We start from the raw sequence: 22,101 nt of genomic DNA, 5'->3' as shown, positions 1-22,101 counted from the left end.
GGACTCCTCTTCGGGTGCGGAAACGTGCACTTCGAAGGGTGTCGGGGGAACGTATCGGGGCCCGGGCGGCCGTGTATCGGCCGCCGCTCCGCTCCGTATCGGTTGTGTAGGCCCCGGCCGTCAGGCCGGCAGGCGCAGGGTGGCGACCGCGCCGCCGTCCGGGGCGTTCCCGAAGCGCAGCTCGGCGCCGAGGAGCCGGGCCTGGCCCAGCGCGATGGTCAGGCCGAGGCCGTGGCCGGAGCCGCGCCCCGCGGCGCCCGTGTGGAAGCGGCGCGGGCCGTCGACGAGCAGGTCCCGGGGGAAGCCGGGGCCGTGGTCGCGGACGACGACCGTACGGCCCTCGACGGTGACCCGCACCGGGGTCTCTCCGTGCCGGTGGGCGTTGACGACGAGGTTGCCGACGATCCGTTCGAGGCGGCGCGGGTCGGTCTCCACGGTCTCCCCGGCCGGGGCGGTGCCGGAGCCGTGCAGGTCGGAGCCGTGCGGGTCGGAGCCGTGCGGGTCGGCGTCGGCGGGCGCGGTGACGATGACCTGCGTGTCCAGGCCGGTCCGCACGACGGCCTCGGAGACGACCGCGCCGAGCGGGACACGGTCGCGGACCGGACGTTCGGCGCCGGCGTCCAGCCGGGAGATCTCCAGGAGGTCCTCGACCAGGCCGCGCAGATCGCGCACCCGGGCCCGGAGCAGGTCCTCCGTCTCGCCGCGGGGCAGCAGGTCGGCGGCGGCCAGCAGGCCGCCGACGGGGGTGCGGAGCTCGTGGGCCACGTCCGCGGTGAACTGGCGCTCGGTGCGCAGCCGTCGGCTGAGACTGTCCGCCATGAGGTCGACGGTGGCGGCGATGTCGGCAACCTCGTCGCCGCCCTCCACGGGCCCGGTCCGGGCGTCCAGGTCCCCGGCGGAGATCCGGACCGCGGTCTCGGAGACCCGGCGCAGCCTACGGGCGAGCAGCCCGGCTCCGTAGACCGCCAGGGGCGCGGCCGCCGCGAGCGCGACCAGCGAGGCCAGGGCCATGCTCACGTCGAGCCGCCGCAGTTCGTGGAGGTCCGAGCTCATGTTGACGCGGACGGCGAGCACCGGACTGTCCGGGCCGACGGTGCGCTGGGCGGCCCAGACGGTGGGGCCCACGTTGCCCTCGACGTGCCCGTCGTGGGCGACGTGCCGGACGCCGTCGGCGGGGCGGCGCAGTGCGGCGGGCAGCTCGGCCGGATCGAGCTCGGCGCCGTCGATCAGCGTTCCGGTGCGCCGGTAGGTGGCCATGGCGGAGTACACGGTGTTGAAGGCCTGGGCCTCGGCCCGGCCGCGGATGTCCTGCGCGGTCCACAGGTGCACGAGGACGCCCACCGCAGCCACGACGAGGAACGCCGTGGCCGCGGCCAGCGCGGCGATCTTCCAGCGCAGGGACACGCGGGCCGGCCGCAGCCGGTGGAACGGGCGCACCGGCCTCAGCGCCTGAGCTTGTAGCCGAAGCCGCGGACCGTTTCGATCCGGTCCCGGCCGAGTTTCCTGCGCAGCCGCTGCACGCACAGGTCCACGACGCGGCTGTCGCCGTCCCAGCCGTAGTCCCACACGTCCCGCAGCAGGGTGTGGCGCTCCAGCACGATGCCCGGGTGGGCGGCGAACACCAGCAGCAGCTTCAGTTCGGTCGGGGTCAGCGCCACCGGGCTGCCCGAGACGAAGACCTCCAGGCCACCGGTGTCGATGGTCAGGTCCCCGAAGACCAGCGACTCCCCCTCGGCCGGGGCCGGCCCGTCCGAGGCGGGGTCGCCGGCCGCCCCGCCGGGTTCGGGGGCGGGCGGCGCGGGTGCGTAGGTCGCCCGCCGCAGCAGCGAACGGATGCGTGCCACGAGCACGTACGTGTCCACGGGCTTGACCACGTAGTCGTCCGCGCCGGCCTCGAGACCGGCGACGACGTCGAGCCCGTCGCCGCGGGCGGACATCATCAGAACCGGCACCAGGCTGGTCTCCCGGACCCTGCGGCACAGGCCGATGCCGTCCAGGCCGGGCAGCATCACGTCCAGGATCAGCAGGTCGAAACTCTCCTCGCGGAAGAGCTCCAGCCCCGCCAGCCCGTCGGCCGCGGTCTCCATCCGGTAGCCGTAGCGCTCGAGGGCGACGGTGAAGGACCGGCGCATCAGGTCGTCGTCCTCCACCAGCAGCACGCGCACGGGACGCGGAGAGGCCGGGGCCGGGGCCGGTACCGGTGCCGGGGGCGGGACGGACGAGGACACGGGCGGATGACTCCTTGTGCGCGCGGACGGGACCTGAAAGGAACGATATGGCAGACATCGGGCGTGACCGGCCGCCACGGCCCGCCGCACGCGTTCGATGGACGACCAAGCGCTCCCTGATACGCGCCCGATACAAACCGGGCCGCCCCCGGGGTCGTCGCCTCGCTCAGCCGGCGGCGTCGAGCAGCAGTTTCGCGGCGACCGTCGCCCCGTCGGTACGGATCGTGGCGGCGACGGCGGCCGCCCGTGCACGGGTCCGCGGCGCCAGGGCCGTGCCGAGCGCGAGCGACAGGGACTCGGTGGTCGGGGCCGGGCCTTCGTGCGCGGTCCCGATGCCCAGGTCGGCGACCCGGCCGCCCCAGTAGGGCGCGTCCCCTCCCTGGGGGAGGACCACCTGGGGCGTGCCGGACCCGGTGGCGGTCGTCGTGGTGCCCGCGCTGCCGTGGTGCACGACGGCGGCCGCCCGGCGGAACAGTGCCTGCTGGTTGACCTCGCCGACGAGGAAGCAGTCGTCCTGGTCGTCGACGAGGTCCAGGCCCGCCCAGCCGCGGGAGAGGACCATGCGCCGGCCCTGCGCGCGGACCGCGTCGACGGCCACCCGCGCGAAGTCCTGCGGGGCGCCGACGGGCGTGCTGCCCAGGCCGACGTACACCGGTGCCGTGCCGGCGTTCAGGAACGCCTCCAGGTCGGCGGGGAGCGGGCGTTCGTCGGGCCCGGTCCAGGCGCCGGTCTGCACCACGTCGAGGTCCGTCGGCTGCCAGGGGTCCAGGACCGGGTCGGTGGCCAGCCACGGCCGGCCGGTGAAGGCGTAGTCGCGGACGCTGTCCACCGGCGGCAGGCCGATCGACGCCCGGCGGCCGTTCAGCTCCTCGCCGAACATCTCGTTCGCGATCCGCGCGTCCAGCTCCCACAGCGCCCGGTTGTCGCCCACCCCCGGCGGCAGCGGCCGGCCCCGCCGCGCGGGCGGCCGCCGGTGGGGCGACGGGAGGGCGACCGGCTGGTGGCTCGCGTGCACGTAGCGGATCCCCAGCTTCTCGGCCACGGACCGCGCCCCGGTCACCGCCGGCAACGGGCCCGTCGCCACCAGCACGTCACAGCCCACGGCCGCCGCGGCGACCGTCTCGAACTGCGCGTCCATCAGGTCGGCCACGCGCTGCGCCAGGCCCACCGCCGAACCCGGCGTCACCGTGCTCACCATCGGACGCACCGGCTGCCCGGCCGGCACCGTCTCCACGCCGAACCCGGCCAGCCGCTCCACGAACTCCGCGTCCGGCGGCGCGCACACCCGGACCTCCGCGCCCAGCTCCCGCAACGCCACCGCGAGACCCACCATCGGCTCGACACTCCCGCGCGACCCGTACGTCGACAACAACACTCGCAACGTGAACAACCCCGACTTCCGCAGATTCCGGCTGAGTTCGGTGATTCTGCGGGACGACGGGGGTCTTGCCGCAAGGCCCCCCGTGCGCTATATGTTGAGAGTGGCAAGGAGCGGACGAGCTCCTTGCCTTTGCTTTTGGCCCTTGCTTCTGGCCGTTGCCTTTGGCGGCCGCCGCCGCGCCGCGCGCAGGGCCGTGAAGATGACGGGACCCGCCCGGACACGGTACGAAGTCCTCCGTGAACGAAAAGATCCACTCCGAGACCGTCCGCGTCTTCATAGCGCTGGCCCCGCCCGACGACGCGAAGGACGAGCTGGCCGAGCAGCTGCGGCCCGCGTACGCCGCGTACCCGGACATGCGATGGAACCGCATCGAGGACTGGCACATCACCCTGGCCTTCCTCGGCGAGCTGCCCGTCGCCGCCGTCCCGCTCCTCAAGGAGCCGCTCGCGGACCTCGCCGCGGCCCGGCGGCCGCTGAAGCTGGCCCTGCGGGGCGGCGGGCACTTCGACGAACGGGTCCTGTGGACCGGTGTCGACGGCGAGCTCGAAGGGCTGCACCTCCTCGCCACCGACGTGCGCGCCGCGGTCCGCGCGTGCGGCATCGACTTCCAGGAGCGGCCGCTGCGCCCCCACCTGACCCTGGCCCGCTCCCGCCGCAACGACCGCATCAGCGCGGTGGAGGCGGCGGCCGGGCTGGCCGCGTTCACCGGCCGCCCGTGGCAGACGCGGAGCCTCCACCTCGTCGGCAGCAACACCGGCCGCGGCCCGGGCCCCATCCACTACCGCGACATCCGGGCCTGGAGCTTCGACGGCCTGGACTGAGAACCGGAGAACCTGAGAGCCGGACAACCTGCGGCCGGGCGGAACCGTATTGATCATCTTTGGCGTCTTTGTCGCCACGTGATCGTCAAGAGAAGAGGAGAGCCGACGTGGAGCGGACCCGTCGAGCGGTACTGACTCTGGGAGCGGGGGCGGCGCTGACCGCGGCCCTGCCGGCGGGCGTGGCGCATGCGGCGTCGCACGGCGGGGACGGTGGGGAGGGCGAGGTCGTCCGGCAGCTGCGCGCGCTGGAGCGCGAGTACGGGGCGCGGCTGGGGGCGTACGCGCGGGACACGGCCACCGGCAGGACGGTGCTGTACCGCGCCGACGAGCTGTTCCCCATGTGCTCGGTGTTCAAGACGATGGCCGCGGCGGCCGTGATGCGGGACCTGGACCGTGACGGCGCGTTCCTCGCCCGGCGCATCCACTACACGGCGGACGACGTCACGGCCGCGGGCGGCGGCTCGGTGACCGAGCGACCCGAGAACATCGCCGGTGGGCTGACAGTGGCCGAGCTGTGCTCGGCGGCCATCTCGCAGAGCGACAACGCCGCCGGGAACCTGCTGCTCCGCGCGTTGGGCGGCCCCACCGCGATCACCGACTTCTGCCGTTCCGTGGGGGACCGTACGACGCGGCTCGACCGGTGGGAGCCCGCGCTGAACTCGGCCGAGCCGTCGCGGGTGACCGACACGACCAGCCCGCGGGCCATCGGGCGGACGTACGGGCGGCTCGTGCTCGGCGACGCGCTGACCCCGCGGCACCGGGAGCTCCTGACGCGCTGGTTGCGGGCCACCACGACGAGCGGCGACCGGTTCCGGGCCGGCCTGCCCGTCGACTGGGTGATCGGCGACAAGACGGGCTCCGGGTCGTACGGGACCAGCAACGACGTGGGCGTCGCCTGGCCGCCGGGACGCCCGCCCGTGGTGCTGGCCGTCCTGACCACCAGGCCGGAGGCTTCCGCGCCGCGTGCCGACGCGCTGGTCGCGAAGGCCGCCGGGACACTGGCGGCGGCGCTCACCTGACGGCCCGGCATCTCCCGGTGATCGCAGTAGGCTTGCCGCCGTGGACCTCTTCTCGGACTCCTGGGCGGCCTTGCGCACGGCGGTCGCCGACCTGCGTGACGAGGACTTCGCACGGCCGTCCGGATGCGCCGGGTGGCTCGTGCGGGACCTGGTGTGCCATCTGATCATCGACGCCCAGGACGTGCTGATCACCCTCGTCACCCCGGCCGGGACGGAACCGACCCGCGACGCGGTGACCTACTGGAACCTCGTCGAGGCCCCGACCGGCGAGGATCCGCTCGACGCGCTGACCGTCCGTCTCGCCGCCGCGTACGGGGAGCCGTGGCTGCTCAGGTTCCACCTCGACGACGTCGGTTCCGCCGCGGGCCGCGCCGCCGCACTCGCGGATCGTACGGTCCGGGTCGCCACCCGGGACGAGGTGCTCACCACGGACGACTACCTCACCGCGTACGTGCTGGAGTGGACCCTGCACCACCTCGACCTGATCGCGCACCTCCCGGACGCGGCCGAGCCGCCCGCCGCGGGTCTCGCCCGGTCGCGCGAACTGCTGGAGCGGATCGCCGGTGCGGCCTTCCCCGCGTCGTTCTCCGACAAGGACGCCCTGCTGGTCGGCACCGGGCGGCGGGCTCCGACCGAAGCGGAGGAGGCCGAACTGGGAAGGGCGGCCACGCCGCTCCCGCTCCCCCTCGTCCTGGGCTGACCGGGAGGGTCCGCCGGCCCCGCGCCGATATTCGGTAGGACCCACGGCCGGGTCTCTGTGACAATCCGCTCTGATGATCACCGCCGTCGAACAGCTGCTGTCCGCGCTCGACTCCCTCCCGCACCAGGCCCGTCTCCGGCACACCGCCGTCACCGCGCACGCGTTGGCGGCCCGCGGCGAGCTCCGGCCCCTGCTCACCGCACTCGACCGGCTCGGCCCGTACGAACGGCGGCTCGGCGCGCTCGCCGCGCTGGCCGGGGCGGACACCGACCACCTCGCCGCGCGCCTGGCCGACCCCGACCCGATCGTCCGGCGCTACGCCCTGCGCGCCGCCCGCGCCTCGGCCGTGCCCGACGATGCCGTCGAGGCCGCCTACGACAACGCCCCCGCCGTGGTCCGCGCCGATCTCGCCCGGCTGCTGCGCGACGGCAGCCGGCCCGCCCTCGCCGAGCGCCTGCTGCTGCGGCTGCGGACCGAGCGCGGCGACCGGGACGCGGCCCTGCTGCTGCCGGGCTGCTCACCGGAGTTCACCGCCCGGATGCTGCCCGAGCTCGCCGGCGCCGTCGCGTTCGAGGGCTGGAGCCTGCTGGCCCGCCGTCACCCGGCGGCCGTGCTCGACCAGGCCGAGCGCGACCTCGCCGCGCTGACCCCCCGGCTGCGCGGCGGCTGGTGGCCGCAGCACGCCAACGGGATCGCGGCGGCCCTGCCCGCCGCCCCCGCCCGGGTGCTGGACCTCCTCGAACGCTACGGCCCCGGGGACCTGCCCGACCCGCTGCACGACCGGCTCGCCGCCCTGGTCGACGCGGACGCCGAGCGGACGGCCCGCTGGCTCGCCGACCCCGGCCGGCAGAGCTTCCGCTGGGAGCGCACCCCGAACCCGTCGGTGCTGCGCCGGCTGGTCGCGGCCGCCCCGCCGTCCCTGCACTCGCTCGCCGCCCGCTGGCCCCACCGGGGCGCCTACGTCACCATGCTGCGCGCCGTACCGCCCGCGGACCGGGTGGCCTTCCACGAGGCGGTCGCCGCCGCGAGCCGCCACCCCGCGTCGCTGGGCATCCCCGATGCCGTACTGGCCCTCTTCCCGGCGGCCGAACGGCACGCCAGGGCGCGGGCGGAGGTCGCGCAGGGCCGTGCCGAACGGTGGTCCGTGTACGAGGTGTGGTCCGCCCTCGCCATGCTCCCGCCGGCCGAGGTCCGGCCGGAACTCCTCGCCGCCACCGGCTCCGGCGACGCCGACGACCGGGCCCTGGCCTGGCGGCAGGTGGCGGCCAACGCCGAGTACGCGGCGGATCCGGCGGAAGTGGCCGTCGTACTGGGCCTGGCCGCGCACCGGCTGCGCAACGAACGCGACCCGGTGCGCCGGTCCGTCCTCGAGACCTTCGCCGCCCTGTCCGCGCCGCTGCTCGCGGCGGCCCTCACCGGGCCCGCGGGCGGGGCCGGCCGCGACGACCTGCAACGGCTCTGCCTGGACGCCCTGCGCGCACGCGACTGCTCGCCGGCCGCCCGGACCGCCGTCCACACCCTCGCCGTCACCCTCCTCAACGCCTCGGCGGACGCGGAGCTCCTCGGCCTCGCCGTGCACCTGCTGGGGGCGCTCACCGCCCACACCGGCTCGCTCGCACCCGCCGTCCGGCTGGACCGGGCACTGCGCCACGGCCGCGAACGCGTCGTGCTCGACGCCGTACGGCCCTGGCTGGACACCGCGGCCGGGCGGGGCGACCACGCACCGCTGCTCGCGCTGGTCGAGGCGTTCGGCAACCGGGCACGCCTGATACCCGAGCTCCAGGACCGCCTCGACGACGGCCTGCGGGGCTGCCCCGACGGCGCGTTCGCCGACCTGGCCGCGGCCTGGCTGGCCGACCCGGCGACCCGGGCCGAGCGGGTCGCCGTACTCCTGGAACGGGAGCCTTCCGCGGCAGCCCTCGGCCCCGTACTCGACGTGCTCGCCGCCGACCGCACCGATCTGCTGGACCACGCCCTGGCCGACCCGCCGCCCGCCGGCCGCTTCCCGGCCCCCGGCACGGCCCGCGCGCTCCCCCGCTTCCGCCGTGCGGACCGGTGGCTGCCCCGCCAGCAGCGGGCCGCCGTACGCCTGGCCGAGACGGCCCTCGCCGACCCCGGCCGGTCCCTGGACGAACGCGCCGCGCTGCTGCGCGAGGCGGCCGGGGTCCCGGGGCACGGATGGGACCTCGTCCGGCGGTACGGCGGCGCGGACGAAGCGGGTTCGGATCCCGCCGCGCCGGCGGATCCCGCCGCGCTGGCGGATCCCGCCGCGCTGGCCGCCGCCGCCCTCGGCGACGGCCCGGACGCCGCCCTGCGCCTGCTGCTCGACAGCGCGGGCGAGGACGACGCGGCCGCGGTCTGGGCGGTGGCCGACCGGGTGGCGCTCCGGGCCCGCCCGGACGCCTTCGCCGCTCTGCTGCGCGACCTGCTCACCCGCGAACGCGGGGTGAAGCTCACCGTCCGCAAGTCGGCCGCGCGGCTCGTGGCCCGTCACCTTCCGCCCGCCGAGGCCGCGCGGCTGCTGGCCCGGGCGGCGCTCGACGCCTCCGCGCACCCGGATCTGCGGACGGCGGCCGTCGCCCTCGCTCCGGCCCTGCTCCCGGCCGAACCGGCCTGGTCGCTCCTGGAGTCCGCCGTCGCCGACGGCCCGGACGGCGCCCGCAGGGCCGTGCTGTGCGGCCCGGCCACGGTGGCCCCGGCGCACCGGTCCCGCTATGGCCGGCTGATCACCGGCCTGCTCACCACCGCCGACGACCTCACGACCCAGAGCGTGTTCTGGGCGCTGGAGGACTGGGCCGCGTACGCACCCACGGTCACCGGGACGCTCACGGACATGGTCACCGACCTGGCCTCCTCCCTCGCGTGGGAGCCGGCCGGCAAGAGCCTGCTGCACATCGCCGGTACGGAGCAGCCCCATCCGTCGGGCGGAGCGGCTCCCGGCAGCGCGCTGCACGAGGCCGTCGGCCGACTGGTGGCCGCCATGGCGTCCGGGGATTCGGAGGACGGCGCCGACGGTCCCGATCTGCCCGCCCGCCATCGGCTGCAGCACCTCCTCGGCTCGTCCGCCGTCACGGTGCCCGACCGGTTGTGCGGCCCGCTCGCCCGGCAGTTGGCGGCGGAACCGCGGCTGGCCGTCCTGCGCGCCTCCCTGCTCGTGCGGGCCGTCGACCCGGCCGCGTCCGAGGCCGAACTGACCGCGGCCTGCCGCGAGCTGAGCGGCGCCGTCGCGGACCGCCCCGCGCTGGCGGGCCGCTGCGCCGAGCAGCTGTTCCGGCGGCACCACTACGCCTCCCGCACGATGCCGCACCCGGAGCGGGCACTGGGGGCCGTACGCGCCCTGTCCGACGGCACGCCCACCGACGGGCTGTTCGCGGTGGCCCTCGCGGCCGCGCTCGGTCCCGGCCTGAGCTGGCCGGGCCCCTGGAACGTCGCCGTCCGCGCACTGCGCCGCCACCAGGACCCGGAGGTCCGTGAGGCGGCCGAGGCCATCGACCTCACCGCCGAGTGACACCGGTCCCGCGTTCCGGTTCTTCCACGGGGCGACGGCGCCCTCGTCTACGGTGGTCCCATGAGGCTGCTGCTGACCTCCGACACCCATGTACCCGCGCGGGCCCGGTACCTGCCGGAGGCGCTGCTGACGGCCGTCGACGAAGCCGACGTGGTGGTCCACGCCGGGGACTGGACCGACGAGGCCACGCTCGATGTGCTGGAGTCGCGGTCGCGGCGCCTGCTCGCCGTGTACGGCAACAACGACGGGCCCGCCCTGCGCCGCAGACTGCCCGAGATCGCCCGCGCCGAACTCGGCGGCCTGCGCTTCGCGGTGGTCCACGAGACCGGTCCGGCCGACGGCCGCGAACGGCGCTGCGCGGCACGCTTCCCCGACGCGGACGTCCTGGTGTTCGGCCACAGCCACATCCCGTGGGACTCCACGGCCCCGAGCGGGCTCCGGCTGCTCAACCCCGGCTCTCCGACGGACCGTCGGAGACAGCCGCACCACACGTTCCTGACCCTCACGGTCACGGACGGCGCCCTGCACGACGTCGTGCTGCACCGGCTGGCCGCACGGTCCTGAACACGCGGGCCGCACAGTCCTGAACCCGCGGGCCGCCGCCTCCAGAGGCCGAAGCGGAACCCTGCCGCTCGACAACGCGCGTGCCGGGCAAGCCGAGTTGGGGCGATTGTCCGGCTCGTCCCTGTGTTGGCCCTGCGGGTTTCCTTAGGGGAACCTGAAGAACCCCTCCAGCGCGCTCTTTTCGCTGGTCGGCGACCTAGGCTCAGCCGGACTCCCCCTCCTCCCCTTCTCCTGCGAGGTGTCACCTTCATGAGCCGCAGCCACACTCCCGAAACGCCGTCCCGCGCCGAGGCACGACGGAAGAGGGCGGTGCGCACCCGCATCGTCCTGTCCGTCACCGCGGCGGCCGCGGCGGTGGCGGTCGGGGTCGCCGTGGCCGACTCCGACGGTGATGCCGGCAGAGACAAGCGGGCCGACGGCATCGCCGGTCAGGCGGCCGGGTCCGCGGGGACCGGTGACGGCGTGGGGACGGCACCCTCCCCTGCCGTCCCCACGCCCACCACCGACGCCACGGCCACGGCGAGCCCGAGCCCGTCCGGCACGCCGGACGCCGGCGCCTCCGAATCCGCCGCCGCGCCCAAGCCCGACACGGCGGAGAGCAGCACTCCGGCCAAGCCGGCCTCGCCCCGGACCGCCGAACCGACGCGCAAGCCCTCCACGACCACGGGCGGCGGCTCCGGGGGCTCGGGCGGGTCGGGTGGTTCGGGGGGCTCGGGCTCCGGCACCGTCAACGGTGATGCCGAGTCCGCGGTCCTCGCCCTGGTCAACAAGGAGCGGTCGGCCGCCGGCTGCGGTGCGCTGACCATGAACTCCAAGCTGAGCGCCGCCGCCCGGACGTACAGCGACACCATGGCCCGGAGCGGCGTCATGTCGCACACCGGCCCCGACGGGTCCACCATGACCAGCCGGGTGGAGGCCGCCGGATACGGGTGGTCCCGCCTGGGCGAGAACATAGCCCGGGGGCAGGCCGACCCCGACGCGGTCATGAAGGCGTGGATGAACAGCTCCGGCCACCGGGCCAACATCCTCAACTGCGCCTTCAAGGAGATCGGCATAGGCGTCCACAAGGGCGACGGCGGCCCCTGGTGGACGCAGGACTTCGGCACCCCGAAGTAGCGAGACCCGCGCCGGCCCAGCCGCGCGCACCGGACCAGCCACCCCCCACGTCACGTCCTCCGACCCGTCCCATGGGTCGGAGGACGTCGGCGTTCCCCGGGGCCGCCCGGCGGGCCCGCACGCGGGGTGCGGGGGCGCGGGGTTCCGGGGTTCTTCGGGGGGAGGGGTGACGGGCCGGCCGGCGGGTCGGCCACTATGGGGCCGTGCCCCGGATTCCGCGTTACCTGTTCATATGGCTGTCGTGCACCGCCACCAGCGTGACCGCCGTGCTCGCCACGGTGCAGTTCGTGGTGGGCTCGACCAGGCATACGCCCCCGGTCGCGCGGTCCGCCCCGGTGGTCATCGACACGCCGCCGGCCTGGGAGGCGGGCAGCCCCGCGCCGAGCGAACCGTCCGCCTCCGCGTCCCCGAGCCCCTCCCCCACCCTGACGCAGCGGCCGACCCCCACCGCCGCGACCCCCGCCAAGGCCTCGCCTGGCACCTCCCGGACCACCGCGCCGAAGCCCTCCGTGGACTGCGAGGAGGGCGGAGCGGGCCTGCACACCGTGCCCTCGCAGGGCGGCAAGGTCACCGTGCGGTACGGGAGCCGGGGCGTGTGCCTGATCTCCGCGATCCCCAGCCGCGGGTTCAAGGCCACCACCGCGCAGACCTCGGACGACACCCTCACCGTCACGTTCTCCGGCACCGACCACCGGTCGGAGGTCACGGCGACGATCGTCCCGTCGGCGAAGGCGAGCGTCCGCGAAACGTCGTTCTGACGGCGGTCCTTTTTGCGCGGTTCACGGCTTGTACGCCCCCATGCGCCGCGCCCCGGCGAAGCGGAAGGTGAGCGCTTCCTTAGGGCAACCTCAAGATCGTGCCGAGGCGGTTCCACCGACCCTGCCGGGGCCTATGCTCGCGTCAGCCGAGCGGCCCTCGGCGCTGGGGAACCACACCCGGCGAACCCCCGGGCCGTCGGTTCCGCCGCGCCGGAAGGCATTCGGCCCTTCCCGCAGTCCGCATCGTGCCTTGGGGTGTCTTCGCCATGAGTTCTCGCCTGCTCCGACCCGCCCGCGCCGACCGCCGTACGACGGCGCCCCGGTCCGCCGCGCCCCTGGGAACCCGACTGCCGCTGGTCGCCGTCGCCGTGGTCGCCGCGGGTCTGACCGCCGCCTGCGGGCCGTCCTCCCAGCCCGTCGGTTCCGCGGCGCCGGCCAAGGCCGGACAGTCCTCCGAGGCCGCTCTCCCCTCCGCCTCGGAGTCGGCGACCGCGTCCCCCGAGGCCTCCCCGTCCGCCTCCGCCTCGCCGTCCGCCTCCGCGTCGGCGTCCCCCTCGCGCGCCGCGACCGCCTCGGCCACGCCCTCCCGGACGCCCTCCAAGCCGGCGCGCACGTCCGCCGCGCCCGAGCCGGCCCGCGTACCCGGCCCCGGCTACGACAGTTCGGCCGACGCGCAGAAGCAGATAGAGGCGGCCCTGAAGGCGGCCAAGGCCGACGGGCGGGCGGTGCTGCTCGACTTCGGCGCGAACTGGTGCGGCAACTGCAAGGCCGCCGACAAGGTGTTCGCCCAGTCGCAGACCACGGCGATCCTCGGAGCCTCGTACCACCTCGTCAAGGTGGACATCGGCGGCAACAGCTCCGCCAACTCGGCGCTCCTGCGCAAGTACAGCCCGTCGGGCGGCACGTACACGATGCCCGTTCTGGTCGTCGTCTCCCCCTCCGGCACGGTGCGCACCGACACCCACGTCACGGGCAACCCCTCCCTGACCGCGGACGGCATCAACGCCTTCCTGCGCAAGTGGGCGTCATGAGACGACCGCTCCGCAGGTCCGTGCTCGTTCCGGCCGGCGCGGGCCTCGCGGTGGCGGCGGGTCTGCTCCTCGCCGGTCTCCTGACGGACGACGGTGGCGCCGAGGCAGCACCGGGCGGTCGGGCCGGCGGGGTCAGTACCGCTACGGGGGCGAGGGTCCTGGCCCCCGGCGCCCGTCAGCACGCGCCCGCGCTGGCCGGCGACGACCTCGACGGGAGGCCGGCCGGCCTCACCGGGCTCCGGGGGCACGTCGTCGTCGTCAACGTCTGGGGCTCCTGGTGCGGCCCCTGCCGGGCGGAGGCCGAGGACCTGGCGCGGCTCAGCCGGGAGACCCCGGCCGAGGAGGTCCGCTTCCTCGGGATCAACACGCGGGACCCGGACCGGGCGGCGGCCCGTTCGTTCGTACGCGAGCACGGCCTGGACTTCCCCAGCCTGCACGACCCCGCCGGCGAACTCCTGCTCCGCTTCCCTCCCGAGCTGCTGAACCCCCAGGCGGTCCCCTCGACGCTCGTGATCGACCGCCGGGGACGCATCGCCGTCGCCATCGGGGGCGCCGTCACCGACGAGCAGTTGCGGCCCCTGCTCGCCCGCGTGGTGGAGGAGGGGTCGTGACGGGGGCGGCGGCCGTGTACCGGACGCTCGCCGTCGCGGACGCGCCCTCCCTGGTGAACGGCGCGTTGGCGATCGCGGCCCCGGTGGCGTTCGTCGCGGGACTCGTCTCCTTCCTCTCGCCGTGCGTACTGCCGCTCGTACCCGGCTACCTCAGCTACGTGACCAGCCTGTCGGTCGCCGACCTGGCGGACGCGCGCGGTGGGCGCCGCAGCCGCATGGCGGCCGGGGCACTGCTGTTCGTCCTCGGCTTCACCGCGGTCCTCGTCTCCGGTGGCGCCCTGTTCGGCTACTTCGGCCGCACCCTCCTCGCCCATCAGGAGATCGTCACCCAGGTGCTCGGCGTCTTCACCGTGCTCATGGGGCTGTCGTTCATGGGGTTCCTGCCGGGCTTCACCCAGCGGGAGTTCCGCAGCCACCGGCGCCCCGCGCTCGGACTGGCCGGGGCGCCCCTGCTGGGGGCGGTGTTCGCGGTCGGCTGGACCCCGTGCATCGGCCCGACGCTGGCCGCCGTCCAGGCGCTCGCGTGGACCGAGGCGAGCGCGGCCCGCGGAGCCCTGCTGATGGTGGCCTACTGCCTCGGGCTGGGCCTGCCGTTCCTCCTGGCGGCGCTGGCGTTCCGGCGCGCCCTGGGTGCGTTCGGACTGGTCAAGCGCCACTACCCGTGGGTGCTGCGGATCGGCGGCGGCATGCTCGTGCTCGTCGGCGTGCTGCTCGCCACCGGGGTGTGGAACGACCTGGTGTACCGCCTGCAGTTGTGGAGCGCGAACTTCAGCACGGCCCTCTAGAGGGCGCCTTGGGCCGCCACTCGCCCGCCACTCGCCCGCCGTTCGCCGGCCGTTCGCCCGCCCCGAAGACCGATTCGTCCCGTGACACCTGACACAGAAGTGCAGAGACACCCATGAACCTTTCCGCATATGTCAGCCGTTCCCGGAAGGTCCGCATCGCGGCCGCCCTCGTCTCGCTGGCCGCGCTCGCGGCCTGCGGCCAGCAGCCCGCCAAGGGCTCCGACGCCGGCGCCGCGACCGCCGCGCCCACGACGCGCTTCAGCGAGAACGGGGTCACCGTCACGCTCTCGGTGTCCGACTGGCGCGCCTCGAAGGGCACCGTCACCGCGGTCTTCACGCCCGAGCGCAAGGGTTTCCACCTCTACAGCATCGACCTGCCGGCCACCGGCATCGAGGACGTGGGCCGGCCGACCGCGATGACCGTGTCCGGGGTCCTCAAGGCGGAGGGCAGGCTGACGGCCGCCGAGGACGTACGGTCCATCAGCGTGCCCGGTGTCGACGCCCCGGTCCCCGTCTACCCCGACGGGCCCGTCACCACCACGCTCCCGGTCAGCGCCGACGGGAACGGGGACGCGACCCTGCTGCTCGGCTACGCGAGCTGCAGCTCCCAGGACGGCTGCACCATCCCGGTCTCCGACCGCGCCGTGCGCCTGCGCGTCACCGGCGACGGCCCGGCCTTCGACACCCCTTAGGGTCCGCCTTCCCCGGCCGAGCCCCTAAGGTGTGCCCATGCCGAGCGTCCTGGTCGTCGAAGACGACCCCAGCATCCGCCAGTCACTCATCGAGGTCCTGGCGGAGCACGGGTATGCCGTGCGCAGCGCGGGCGACGGGTTCGGCGCCCTGCGCGAGGTCACCCAGTCGCCCGTCGACGCGGTGGTGCTCGACCTGGGACTGCCCGATCTGGACGGAGGAGACGCCTTGCGGATGATCCGCGGCATATCCTCCGTGCCCGTGTTGGTGGCCACCGCCCGCGACGACGAGGCGGAGATCATCAAGCTCCTCAACGCGGGCGCCGACGACTACCTCGTCAAGCCGTTCTCCGGCGGGCAGCTCGTCGCACGTCTCTCCGCCGTCCTGCGGCGCACGAGCCACGTCCCGCCGGCCGGTGCCCCGGCGGGCGCATCGGTGGCTCCGGCCGCCGAACCGCTGCGTCCCACCACCGTGGGCGAACTGGCCGTGGACCCGGGCGCGCGCACCGCGTACCTGGCCGGCCGGGAGCTCCGCCTGACCCGCCGGGAGTTCGACCTCCTGGCGTTCCTCGCCCGGCACACCGGCCAGGTCGTCTCCAAGCGCCGCCTGCTCACCGAGGTGTGGCGCGAGCCGTACGTGGACGACCAGACCGTCGACGTGCACCTGTCGTCCCTGCGCCGCAAGCTGGGCGAACGGGCGGCGGCCCCGCGCTACCTGCTGACCGTCCGCGGCGTCGGCATCAAACTGGTGGCCCCGCGTTGAGACGCTCACTGGCCGGAGTGGCGCTCGCCGTGACCTCCATGGTCGCCCTCTCCTTCCTCATACCCCTGGCCGCACTGGTGATGTCGCTGGTCAAGGAGCAGGGCGTCACCGCGGCCGAGCAGCGGGCCGCCGCCCTGGCGCCCGTCCTCGCGCTGACCACGGACCCGGCGGCCCTGCGGGAGTCCGCCGCGAGCCTGGACGCGGCCGAGCACCTGGTCGTCCATCTGCCGGACACCGGGCCCCTCGGCAGTTCGAAGGCCCCCGCCGCGCTGCTCGAACGGGCCCAGCGGGGACGCGAGTCGATCTCGCAGGAGGTTCCGCACGGCTGGATCTGCCTGCAGCCGGTGGTGCTGCCCGGCGAGCAGGTCGCCGTCATCGAGAACTTCGTTCCCGAGGCGGAACTGACCCGCGGGGTGAAGGAGTCCTGGGCGGTCATGGTCTTCCTGGCGGTGGGACTGATCGGCGGATCCGTGCTGGTCGCCGACCGCCTCGGCGCGAAGGTCGTCAGGTCCTCGAAGCGGCTCGCGCAGGCCTCGCGCGCGCTCGGCCAGGGCGATCTGGACACCCGTGTGGATCCGATGGGCCCCAAGGAACTGCGCGAGGCGGGCGTGGCCTTCAACGCGATGGCCCACCGGATGACCGAACTGCTCGCCGTGGAACGCGAACTCGTCGCCGACCTGTCCCACCGGCTGCGCACCCCGCTGACCGCCCTGCACCTGGCCTCGGAGCGGATGGCCGGCACACCCGAATCGGCGAGGGTCGAGGCGGCCGTCGGCGAACTGGAGACGGAGCTCCAGGCCATCATCGCCACGGCCCGCACCCCGCTGGCCGTGGGACCCATGGGCCAGGGCATGCTCGGCGCCGAACCCCTCGCGGGCGACCGGACCGCCGGCAAGGGAGCGTCCGGCCCCCGCTGCGAGGCGGCCGACGTGGTACGCCGCCGCACGGCCTTCTGGGCGGTCCTGGCGGAGCAGCAGAACCGGCCCTGTTGCCTCGACCTCACCCAGGAACCCACCGGTGTGGGCCTCTCCGAGGACGATGTGGCCGCCGTGGTGGACGCACTCATCGGCAACATCTTCCGCCACACCCCGTCCGGGACCCCGTTCGGCGTCCACGTCGTGCGCACGGCCCACGCGGTGGAACTGGTCGTGGAGGACGGCGGGCCCGGCATCCCGGATCCGGAGCGGGCCCTGTCCCGTGGGAGCAGCACCGGTTCCACCGGGCTGGGGCTCGACATCGCACAGCGGGCCGCGTCCGCCACGGGCGGCTCGATGCGCATCTCCCGCGGCCCCCTGGGGGGCGCGCACATCACGGTGACGTTCGCCCTGGCCACGCCGTCGCCGACGGGCCGGGGGCCCCGCCTCTCCCGTCGCCGGCCGACCTGGCGGGCCACCCGCCGGCCCCGGACCTGAGACCCGAACCGGCGGTTCAGGAACGGGTCCAGTAGGCATAGCCCTCCCCGGGGGCCGGCGCGCGGAGCCAGCTGCGGGTCTCGAAGCCGTCCAGGCGGCCGCGGCACACGGCCTCCCGGGACACCGTGACCCCGAAGTGCGCGGCGATCGAGTCGAGCGCCGTGCGGGGCCCGTCGGAAACGGTGCGCCCCGCGAGGAGGCCGGCGGACGTGAGCTCCGCGGGTATCTTCCCGGTCGTGGTCCGCGTCTCGCCCCGGATCGTCAGCCCGTAGCGCTGCTCTCCGTTCTCGGCGCAGGAGAAGTGGAAGGCCGCGGGGGACTCGGGGTCCCCCTGCGGTGCGTACGTGAGCGTCAGGGCCCGCGTCCCGCGGGAGGCTTCCGTGGCGGGTGACGCGAACCGCTCCTGGAGGGCGGCGTCGATGCCCTGACCGGAGTGGGCGAAGGCCCAGCCGTCCCCTGCCGCGCCGAACCGGGCGACCGTCCGGTTCTCCCACGGCTCTCCGCCCGGGTGCGGCTGCCATGCGTCCCCCGGCGTGAGGACCGGCCCCAGGTACGGGTCCGCGAGCAGGCCGACGGGGGCGATGTGGTCGGCGGACCGGGGAGTCCACGCGGGCAGCGCGGTGGCCAGCGTCCGCCAGGCCGCCTCCGGCTGCGCCCGCCGGGCCAGCGCGCGTGCCGTCTCCACGGCCTCCCCGAACGCTCCGTCCGCCCGGTACCGGAAGGTCGCCTCCTCGATCGCCCGCAGGGTCGCGGCCACCGCGGGCCGGTCCTCCTCGGGATAGCACCGCGTCAGCAGCTCCTCCTGATCGGTGCCGTACTGATGGGTGCCGTACCGCGACTGCGCCCGGCAGGTCAGCGGCACCGCTTCGTGGGCGACGTACGGGTCGGCGAGCGAGGCCCCTCCCTCGGCTCCGGTGGCCGTGCCGCACAGCACGTCGATCTGGTCCCGGAGCCGGGACGCCCCCGGCCGGCCGAACGCGGCGGCATCGGACAGGGTTTCCCGTGCCTCCTCGTACGCGCCGCGCAGGGCCGCCAGCCGCGCCTGCTCGACCCTGTCGTCCAGGGCCGCGGTGGTCTCGTTCGCGAAAGCCGGCCGGTCCGAGGCCATGGAGTGGAACTCCCGGTACGCGTCCTCCATGAAGTGGCGGAAGGACGGGAGGCGTTCCGGTGGGCTCCCGCGCCAGGGCGCCCACGTGTACACGGCCCACTCCCCCCGCTCGTCCACGTCCTCCGGGTCCAGCAGGACGTCGACCATGTCGGATTCGGTGGCGAGTTGGAGCGAACGGGACCACAGGCCCGCCAGACGGACCAGGTCCTCGTCGGCGTCGTCCCCGGCGCCGTCCAGCCATATCCCCCGCATGTCGTGCGGGTCGCCGCACCAGCGGAGGTCCTCGCAGCCGGCGAGCCGCCAGACGAAGTGGCCCGCCTGGTGCCAGCCGTCGGTGACCGCGAGAAAAGACCGCAGCGACGGGGGAAAGGTGATGCCGAGGCGGGCCTCGGCCGCGGCGATCCGGGCCGAATCGCATCATGATCGCAAGGGTGGCAGCCCCCACTGACAACGGCCCCGGCCCGCCCGGCCCGTCCGGCCCGGCCCGTCCTAGGCAGGTGCTCTGCGGGCGTGCATGACGTGGGCCTCCAGGGGCAGGGGGGTGTGGTCCAGCAGTTCGAGTCCGGCGTCGGCGAGCAGTCGGGCGTACTGATCGGCACGGCGTTCGCGGCCTCCGACGTTGCACATCATGTGGAGGTCCCAGGCCGTGGCCAGTGAGGGGGAACCGTCGGCGGGCAGGAGGCGTTCGACGATCAGCAGGTCGGCGTGGGCCGGCATCGCGCGGGCACAGTGGCGCAGGATCTCCCGGCACTTGTCGTCGTCCCAGTCGTGGAGCACGCGGGAGAGGATGTAGACGTCGCCGCCGTGGGGCACGTCCGCGAAGTCTCCGCTGCGGTAGTCGCAACGGGCGCCGCACCCCGCGGCGTCCAGCGAGCGGCGGGCGGTCTCGACGGCGTGCGGGCGCTCCAGGAGCGTGCCGCGCAGGCTCGGATGCGCGGTCAGGATGCGGCCGAGGAGCTCGCCGTTCCCGCCAGCCACGTCGACGACGGTCCGGGGGGCGGGTGCCTGGGCCGCGGCGGTGATCACCGGGTGGGCGGGCAGCGGCCGGAACATGCGCGAACTCGCCGCCATGGAACGGTCGAAGAGGTCCGCGAGTTCGGGGTCGCGGGCGAAGTGGTCGAAGTGGTTCTCGCCGAAGAGCTCGTCGAAGGCCGGCTTCCCGGTCCGTACGGTGTGGTCGAGCGCGGCGAAGGACCGGTAGAAGGGGCCCGCGTACATCAGTGCCAGCGGGCGCATCGTGTCCGGGGAGTCCGCGAGCAGCAGGCCGCCGAGCGGGGTGAGGCGGAAGCCGTCCTGCCCCTCGGGGTCCTCGGCCACGACGTCGAGCATCGCGAGGTAGCGCAGGAGCGTGGCGAGGCTGTCGGGGTGGGTCCCGGTGCGCCGGGCGAGTTCCCGGGTGCCGACGGGGGCGCCGGGTTCCATGGCCTCGGGCAGGCGCAGGCGTGCGAACGCGGCGAGGGCCTGGGTGGTCCACGCTCCCGTGAGGAGGTGGAGGAGCGTTTCAGCCGACCGGTCCGCGTCCGCGTCCGGGCGCTCGTCGAGGCCGTCGAGGCCCTCGAGGTGGGCGGCGAGGGCGTCGCGGTGGGCGCCCGGAGCGTAGAGCTCGAGCCGCCGGTAGCCGCACGCCGTGTCCGAGGGGGTGGTGAAGTACAGGACGGTGCCGTCCTCGTGCGGGTTGTACCCGCCGCCGTCGGGGCGGGCGCCGTGCCGGGCGAGTACCGCGCACAGGCCGTGCAGCGCCACGGGGTCCGGGGACTCCAGCTCGAAGGCCAGATGGGCCTCGTGGCCGCGGGCGCGTTCGTGCGCGGCGATCGGTTCCAGGTCCGAGTGCGCGGGCACGTGCAGGGTGAACACCTCCACCACGCGGCGCTCCCCGGCCGGGCCGTGGACGCGGGGGCGCAGGATCCGGACGTCGAGCTCGGCCGCGTCGCGGTGGTGACGCCGGGCGAGCCGCGCCCGTACGACGACGCTGGGCTGTGCCGGGGTGTCGGCGGCGAGGCCGCACTCGACGAGCCGGCTGCGCAGGTCCTGCGCGTCGGAGGGGAAGAGCAGCAGACCGGCGTGGGCGAACCGGCACCGCGCGGCCACCGACTTGAGTTCCGGGCCGCGCAGGCCGGGCAGCAGGAGGGGCAGCAGGGTGGCACTGTCGTGTTCCCGTACGAAGGCGGCTGCCGCGCGCAGGCGGGCCGTGTCGTCGAGGAGCATCGTTTCGCCGGGAAGTTCCGCTCCGGCGGGGAGGATCGATTCGTCGGGGAGGGTCGTCGTCATCGCGCAGGTGTCCTAGGGCCGGTGCTGGGGCGTGGGGGGGGTGGTGCGTGGTGGGCTGGGGTGGGAAGGGGTCGGCGGAAGCGGGTGGGGCCGGGTGGGGCCGTGGTCACACGCCGACGTAGTTCTCGGCGAACCAGTCCTGGTGTGCGCGGGACGTGCGCAGGGAGTCGAGGCGGGCGCGCCGCAGGGAGGCGTGGAAGAACGATCCGCCTGACGGGTCCTGGCCGGGGATCGCGTGCAGCAGCCCGGTCATCCACTGGGTGAACTCCTGCGCGCGCCAGATGTGCGCCAGGCTCTGCGCCGAGTAGCGGTCGAGGGCCGTGCCGTCCCCTCCGGCGAGGGCCTCGGCCAGGGCTCCGGCCAGGAGCTCCGCCTCCAGGACGGCGAGGTTCGCGCCCTTCGCGGCCGCCGGGGCGGTCAGGCTCGCCGCGTCGCCGGCCAGCAGGAGCGAGCCGTGGCGCAGCGGTTCGACGACGTCACAGGCCAGGTCGACGACGCCGCGCTCGATGATCGGCCCCCGGTGCAGCGGGCCGTGCTCGGTGGCGCGCATGCGCAGGTCGAGCTCGTCCCAGATCCGCTCCTCGGACCAGGCGTCGGCGGAGGCGCCGCGCCGGCACTGGAGGTAGTAGCGCGTGACCTGCGGGCTGCGGGCCATGTGGCCGGCGAAACCGCGGTCGTGGACGGCGTAGCCGACGGCGTCGAGGCTGGGCGGGGCTTCGGCGAGCAGACCGAGCCAGCTCACCCCGTGGTCGTGGTGGTGGCGCACCGCGTCGGGCGGGAGCGAGCGGCGGGCCGCTCCGTGCCGGCCGTCGCAGCCGGCGACGTACCGGGCGTCCCAACGGGTGGGGCGTCCGTCCGGCTCGCGGGTGGTGACGTAGGGCTGGGGGCCGTCGGCGTCGTGGACGGCGACCGCCTCGGTGCGGAAGCGGATGCGGCCGCCTGCGTCGAGGTAGTGCGTCAGGAGGTCGGTCACCAGGTTCTGCTGCGGGTAGACGGTGTGCTGCTCGCCACGGCCGAGGGCGCTGTAGTCGAGGCGGAAACGGCCGTCCCCGGTGCGGAACTCGCACGTGCCGTGCGTACGTCCGTCGCGGTGCAGCCCGTCGGCGAGACCGTGACGGTCCAGGATCCGTACGGTGTTCGGGGCGAGGAAGCCGGCCCGGGGCCGGGTCTGGACATGGGAGCGGGCGGCGCGTTCGAGGACGACGCAGTCGATCCCGGCGGCGAGCAGGAGGTTCCCGAGCAGGAGGCCGGCGGGGCCGGCTCCGAGGACGACGACATCGGCCGAATCACATAACGCTCGGCGGCAGTTCTGGCTTTCTCTCATAGCGCGGGAATCATA

The 22,101-nt window shown here is 75.0% G+C and carries 19 protein-coding genes; 13 read left to right on the top strand and 6 right to left on the bottom strand.

All coding sequences use genetic code 11. The features are described 5' to 3' along the window. Positions 1–120 precede the first annotated feature (120 nt). The 3 genes from ACFYZ4_RS26135 to ACFYZ4_RS26125 all read right to left on the bottom strand — a co-directional run bounded on the left by ACFYZ4_RS26135 (position 121) and on the right by ACFYZ4_RS26125 (position 3,561). Entirely contained in the window at positions 121–1,446 is a 1,326-nt protein-coding gene (locus tag ACFYZ4_RS26135) for an ATP-binding protein (RefSeq protein WP_390785066.1), read from the bottom strand. After that, positions 1,443–2,132: a response regulator transcription factor gene (locus ACFYZ4_RS26130; protein ID WP_390785065.1), complete on the bottom strand. Its 690-nt coding sequence runs from the start codon at positions 2,130–2,132 to the stop codon at positions 1,443–1,445. Before ACFYZ4_RS26130 ends, ACFYZ4_RS26135 begins: the two co-directional genes overlap by 4 nt. Positions 2,133–2,394: 262 nt before the next feature. Further along, complete coding sequence (locus ACFYZ4_RS26125) at positions 2,395–3,561, bottom strand: glycosyltransferase (RefSeq protein ID WP_390784949.1); 1,167 nt, start codon at positions 3,559–3,561, stop codon at positions 2,395–2,397. 284 nt (positions 3,562–3,845) lie between these two features. On the opposite strand from ACFYZ4_RS26125, the gene thpR reads away from it, so the two are divergent. The 13 genes from thpR (at position 3,846) to ACFYZ4_RS26060 (ending at position 17,386) form a co-directional block, all read left to right on the top strand. Next, positions 3,846–4,430 carry an RNA 2',3'-cyclic phosphodiesterase gene (gene thpR, locus ACFYZ4_RS26120; RefSeq protein WP_351291715.1) on the top strand — a complete coding sequence of 195 codons (585 nt, stop codon included), beginning with the start codon at positions 3,846–3,848 and terminating at the stop codon, positions 4,428–4,430. A 107-nt stretch (positions 4,431–4,537) separates the two neighbouring features. Then, positions 4,538–5,449, top strand: a complete 912-nt coding sequence (gene bla, locus ACFYZ4_RS26115) for a class A beta-lactamase (protein WP_390784948.1) — start codon at positions 4,538–4,540, stop codon at positions 5,447–5,449. Positions 5,450–5,489: 40 nt separating this feature from the next. Continuing rightward, positions 5,490–6,149 carry a maleylpyruvate isomerase N-terminal domain-containing protein gene (locus ACFYZ4_RS26110; protein ID WP_390784947.1) on the top strand — a complete coding sequence of 220 codons (660 nt, stop codon included), beginning with the start codon at positions 5,490–5,492 and terminating at the stop codon, positions 6,147–6,149. 73 nt (positions 6,150–6,222) lie between these two features. Beyond that, positions 6,223–9,657, top strand: coding sequence for a hypothetical protein (locus tag ACFYZ4_RS26105; protein WP_390784946.1), 3,435 nt, complete (start codon positions 6,223–6,225; stop codon positions 9,655–9,657). A gap of 60 nt (positions 9,658–9,717) precedes the next feature. Then, positions 9,718–10,221, top strand: coding sequence for a metallophosphoesterase family protein (locus tag ACFYZ4_RS26100; RefSeq protein WP_390784945.1), 504 nt, complete (start codon positions 9,718–9,720; stop codon positions 10,219–10,221). A gap of 249 nt (positions 10,222–10,470) precedes the next feature. Continuing rightward, a complete protein-coding gene (locus tag ACFYZ4_RS26095; RefSeq protein WP_390784944.1) occupies positions 10,471–11,337 on the top strand; it encodes a CAP domain-containing protein in 867 nt (288 codons plus the stop codon). Positions 11,338–11,540: 203 nt separating this feature from the next. Further along, complete coding sequence (locus ACFYZ4_RS26090) at positions 11,541–12,095, top strand: hypothetical protein (protein ID WP_351291727.1); 555 nt, start codon at positions 11,541–11,543, stop codon at positions 12,093–12,095. A gap of 266 nt (positions 12,096–12,361) precedes the next feature. Then, entirely contained in the window at positions 12,362–13,126 is a 765-nt protein-coding gene (locus tag ACFYZ4_RS26085) for a thioredoxin family protein (RefSeq protein WP_351291729.1), read from the top strand. Continuing rightward, positions 13,123–13,737 carry a TlpA family protein disulfide reductase gene (locus ACFYZ4_RS26080; RefSeq protein ID WP_390784943.1) on the top strand — a complete coding sequence of 205 codons (615 nt, stop codon included), beginning with the start codon at positions 13,123–13,125 and terminating at the stop codon, positions 13,735–13,737. Before ACFYZ4_RS26085 ends, ACFYZ4_RS26080 begins: the two co-directional genes overlap by 4 nt. Then, positions 13,734–14,522 carry a cytochrome c biogenesis protein CcdA gene (locus ACFYZ4_RS26075; protein WP_351291733.1) on the top strand — a complete coding sequence of 263 codons (789 nt, stop codon included), beginning with the start codon at positions 13,734–13,736 and terminating at the stop codon, positions 14,520–14,522. Before ACFYZ4_RS26080 ends, ACFYZ4_RS26075 begins: the two co-directional genes overlap by 4 nt. 113 nt (positions 14,523–14,635) lie before the next feature. Then, positions 14,636–15,214: a hypothetical protein gene (locus ACFYZ4_RS26070; RefSeq protein ID WP_390784942.1), complete on the top strand. Its 579-nt coding sequence runs from the start codon at positions 14,636–14,638 to the stop codon at positions 15,212–15,214. Between the two features lie 37 nt (positions 15,215–15,251). Next, entirely contained in the window at positions 15,252–15,974 is a 723-nt protein-coding gene (locus tag ACFYZ4_RS26065; RefSeq protein ID WP_390784941.1) for a response regulator transcription factor, read from the top strand. Next, positions 15,971–17,386 carry an ATP-binding protein gene (locus tag ACFYZ4_RS26060; RefSeq protein WP_390784940.1) on the top strand — a complete coding sequence of 472 codons (1,416 nt, stop codon included), beginning with the start codon at positions 15,971–15,973 and terminating at the stop codon, positions 17,384–17,386. Before ACFYZ4_RS26065 ends, ACFYZ4_RS26060 begins: the two co-directional genes overlap by 4 nt. A gap of 16 nt (positions 17,387–17,402) precedes the next feature. On the opposite strand, the gene ACFYZ4_RS26055 is transcribed toward ACFYZ4_RS26060, so the two are convergent. The 3 genes from ACFYZ4_RS26055 to ACFYZ4_RS26045 form a co-directional block, all read right to left on the bottom strand. Continuing rightward, positions 17,403–18,896, bottom strand: coding sequence for an SMI1/KNR4 family protein (locus ACFYZ4_RS26055; protein WP_390785064.1), 1,494 nt, complete (start codon positions 18,894–18,896; stop codon positions 17,403–17,405). Positions 18,897–18,983: 87 nt separating this feature from the next. Next, positions 18,984–20,762, bottom strand: coding sequence for a methyltransferase (locus tag ACFYZ4_RS26050; RefSeq protein WP_390784939.1), 1,779 nt, complete (start codon positions 20,760–20,762; stop codon positions 18,984–18,986). Between the two features lie 106 nt (positions 20,763–20,868). Continuing rightward, positions 20,869–22,086, bottom strand: a complete 1,218-nt coding sequence (locus ACFYZ4_RS26045; protein WP_390784938.1) for a 4-hydroxybenzoate 3-monooxygenase — start codon at positions 22,084–22,086, stop codon at positions 20,869–20,871. Between the last annotated feature and the right edge of the window lie 15 nt (positions 22,087–22,101).

Origin of the sequence: Streptomyces sp. NPDC001513 (assembly GCF_042894695.1) — a bacterium.
Taxonomy (GTDB): Bacteria; Actinomycetota; Actinomycetes; order Streptomycetales; family Streptomycetaceae; genus Streptomyces.
Note: the sequence above shows the minus strand (reverse complement) of the source record. Positions and strands in the feature narration are given on the sequence as shown.